This is a genomic window from Marisediminitalea alba (genome assembly GCF_002993365.1).
GTDB classification, from domain to species: Bacteria; Pseudomonadota; Gammaproteobacteria; order Enterobacterales; family Alteromonadaceae; genus Alteromonas; species Alteromonas alba.
Genome location: NZ_PVNP01000183.1, coordinates 1 through 3,412 on the forward strand (window position 1 = coordinate 1; position 3,412 = coordinate 3,412).

At 47.9% G+C, this 3,412-nt stretch carries 3 protein-coding genes and 1 pseudogene; 3 read left to right on the forward strand and 1 reads right to left on the reverse strand.

Annotated elements, in window-relative coordinates; all coding sequences use genetic code 11:
- Positions 1–593: 593 nt before the first annotated feature.
- The gene (locus C6Y40_RS16230) at positions 594–1,052 is read left to right on the forward strand and encodes a GNAT family N-acetyltransferase (protein ID WP_105934775.1); all 459 of its coding nucleotides are present in this window, start codon (positions 594–596) and stop codon (positions 1,050–1,052) included.
- A 33-nt stretch (positions 1,053–1,085) separates the two neighbouring features.
- On the opposite strand, the gene C6Y40_RS16235 is transcribed toward C6Y40_RS16230, so the two are convergent.
- Positions 1,086–2,084, reverse strand: a complete 999-nt coding sequence (locus tag C6Y40_RS16235; RefSeq protein ID WP_105935475.1) for an NADP-dependent oxidoreductase — start codon at positions 2,082–2,084, stop codon at positions 1,086–1,088.
- 95 nt (positions 2,085–2,179) lie between these two features.
- Between C6Y40_RS16235 and C6Y40_RS16240 the strand changes: the two genes are divergently transcribed.
- Together C6Y40_RS16240 and C6Y40_RS16245 are read left to right on the forward strand one after the other, a co-directional pair.
- On the forward strand, positions 2,180–3,097 hold the full coding sequence (locus C6Y40_RS16240; protein WP_105935476.1) for a LysR family transcriptional regulator: 918 nt from the start codon (positions 2,180–2,182) through the stop codon (positions 3,095–3,097).
- 163 nt (positions 3,098–3,260) lie between these two features.
- Positions 3,261–3,412: pseudogene (locus C6Y40_RS16245) on the forward strand (IS5/IS1182 family transposase); the annotation flags it as partial.

Here is a 3,412-nt window from a genome sequence, read left to right on the forward strand (position 1 = left end):
GAATTAAGGCTGGCCTTTACCCCACGTACATCAATAACTTCAACCTCGTCCTCGCTGGGCATGCTGTCGGTGTCCTGGGCATACAGAGGCTGTGCGGAAAGTGCGAATAAAACGGCGCTGGCAAGTTGAGCACGTTTAAACATGTATTATCTCCAAATATATGTGAATGCGCAGTTCACAGGTATGTCGTCCAATTGTGAAAATCCTGGCGCGTTGTAAGGTATCGACTTCAATCAGGTCGAAATCTAAATTCTTTATCATTGTTATTCTTGGGGTGTTGATACTATTGTATGATAATACTACAGTCAACATACCATTAACGAATTATTCCCGGGGTATGGTTGGCTTTAAATGGCGAAAAAGAGTATAAATTTATATAAAACAGCACCTTGTGATTAGGTGGTTGTTTATTGATCTTAATTAATAAATTACGAATTATTAATAAGTTTAGTTTTCCTACCGTTTAAATGTTAAATAATTGTGTGGTTTTTCCTGTTGAAACAGTGCGGATTAATCGCTTTATTCATCGTAACGCATTGCAATGACCCGGGGGATCGGCAATCATCTCTGCCAGCATTATCGCGGAGGTCTTTATGCTTAACTGGTGCTTGTTACCCTTCTCTGGGCTCACTACCGACCAGCTCTACGAATTACTCAAATTACGCACCGACGTATTTGTTGTGGAACAAAACTGCCCCTACCCGGAACTCGACGACAAAGACCGTATCAATGGGGTTTATCACCTGTTGGGTACCAGTAATAGCGAGCTGGTGGCTTACGCCAGACTATTACCGCCCGGCGTCAGCTTTCCGCAGGTGAGTATTGGCCGGGTCGCTGTCGCGGGGCACACCAGAGGTAAAAAGTACGGGCACCAACTCATCGGTAAAGCGTTAGAAGAATGTCAGCGGCTATGGCCGGATACGGACATTCAGATCGGTGCACAGGTCTATCTTGAAAAGGTTTATCAGCAGTTCGGCTTTGTCAGAAACTCCGAAGACTACCTGGAAGATGGTATCCCTCATGTGGACATGGTGCTGAGCAAAGGGCGCTGATCAGACAACTTTGGCCAACACCCTGTAGCGTGGCTACAGCCGGATAAGCAGCTTGCCTTTGTTGGCGCCGGTAAAAAACAGGTTAAGCGCGCTCATGGCGCTTTCCAGTCCATCTAGTACATGGGTGCGGTATTTTATTTTGCCTGCGGCCACGTAGGGGTTGAGTTGGCTAAGCAGCCTGGGCGCTTCATGCAGATGGTCGGGCATGGCAAAACCCTGAATTAAAATCCGTTTCTTAATTAGCGGGATCCAGTTAGGCCCCGGCGCTGGCGATGCGGCGGTGTAGTCGGCAATCATACCACATACAACTATTCGCCCGTGTACATTCATGCGATCAAAAATGTGCTGTTGCACCGGGCCGCCGGTGTTTTCAAAGAAAACATCTACACCGTTTGGGGTCAGAGACTCCAGCTTACTGGCTACATCATCGGTTTTGTAATTTACCGCGCCATCAAAGCCGAGCTCGTTGACTATCCAGTCAGTTTTTTCGTCACTGCCGACCACACCGATAACCCGCAGTCCTTCGGCTTTTGCCAGCTGACCAACCATAGAACCAACCGAACCTGCTGCGCCGGTGACTACCAGGGTCTCACCGGCCTGAGGCTTGCCAATATTAAATAAGCCCTGGGTGGCGGTCAGGCCCGGCAAACCAAATACAGCCAGCGCAGTTTCACCGTCGACGCCAGCGGGTAATTTGTTGAGTCCTTTTCCGTCGCTCAGGGTATATTCGGTCCAGCCCATCATGCCCATTACATTATCGCCCGGTGAGAAATCCGGATGGTTTGAGGTAATCACTTCGCCGTATCCGCTCGAGCGCATGCGGGTATTAAGGGCCACGGGCGGGATATAGCTGTCTTCATCGGGCGTCATCCAGCCCAGCATGGCCGGGTCCATCGACATATGGGTTTGCTTAATTAACATTTCACCCTTGCCCGGTGTAGGGATACCTTTATTGATTACCTCAAACAGGTGTGGGCCTACTGGCTTGCCGTCTGGGCGTGCCGTTAACAGAATTTCTTTATACTGGCTCATCGCATTCTCCTTTATTAATTGCTGTAGTATGGCATATCGTCTTACTGTCAAAAATGGTATAAAAAAGGAATAACTTTTGTTAATAAAGCAATAATATGGATAAGCTGAGAGCCCTTAACTATTTCGTTGAAACAGCAGAGCACGCTAGCTTCTCCGCCGCGGCGAAGCGCTTTAATGTGCCCGCATCATCGGTATCCAGGCGCATTGCGGATTTAGAAGCCGAATTAGGCGCACAGTTATTAAAGCGCAGTACGCGAACAGTGACTTTGACTGAAGTCGGCAATCTGTTTTTACACCAAGCACAGGAAATACTGGCAAAAGTTAAGCTGGCAGAGCAAACTGTGCATGAGTATCAAACTGAGCCCTCAGGCGTACTAAAAGTGTCGGCGATGGCAGGCTTTGGTGATCAAATCTTACAGCCTGTGCTTGAGCGCTTTGTCGATCAGCACCCTAAGATCACGCTGGACGTGACCATTAGCGATACACTCACAAAGCTTGGCCGGGATGATGTGGATATTGCCATTCGGGGAGGGTTTGCCCCTGATGAGCATGTTATTGCCAAACGTTTAATGGATAACACCTTCATCCCTGTAGCTGCACCACAATATCTTGCCAGACACACTATGACGCAAAATCCGTTGGCATTAACTGAGCATGCTGGCCTGTTTTTTAAAACACCGGCGGGCCCCAACCGCTGGTACTGCGAAATCCAAGGCCAGTGGCACGATGTATCGGGTAAAACACAACTCACCAGCAATAATGGCCGTTGGTTGATCAACAGTGCCGTAAAAGGGAAAGGTATTTTAATGTTGCCACGCTGGTCCGTTAGCCGGGAGCTATCAGCCGGATTACTGACGGAATTAACCTTTGAACACCCGGTACAAGTAAGTCGGGGACAGGATTTAGGTATTTATTTGCTATATCAAAAGGTAGATTACACCAGCCCAAAGATTAAAGCAGCGGTGGATTTTATTGTTGAATCGATTGTTGGAAATTCAGCGACTGGCGGTTAATGAGCCAAAATCTGCACTGCGTGAACGCACAGACGCTGGTTTCAGGAAAACAACCATATAATGATTAAGGTTTATTTTGGGGAAGCGATTTAACTAGGGAAGATGCGAATAAGTCCCCGATGTGAGATCATAGCTGCATAGTAAATCACAGCCATTACCGCCCATGAGCCAACAGTTAACTTTTGCCGATAGTGAGTTTTCCAGCAAGCGCCGCCAGACCCGTAAAGAGATATTCTTATCCAGAATGGATAAACTGCTGCCGTGGCCTCAACTGCTGGAAGTGATTGAACCCTTTTATCCTAAAGCTGGCAATGG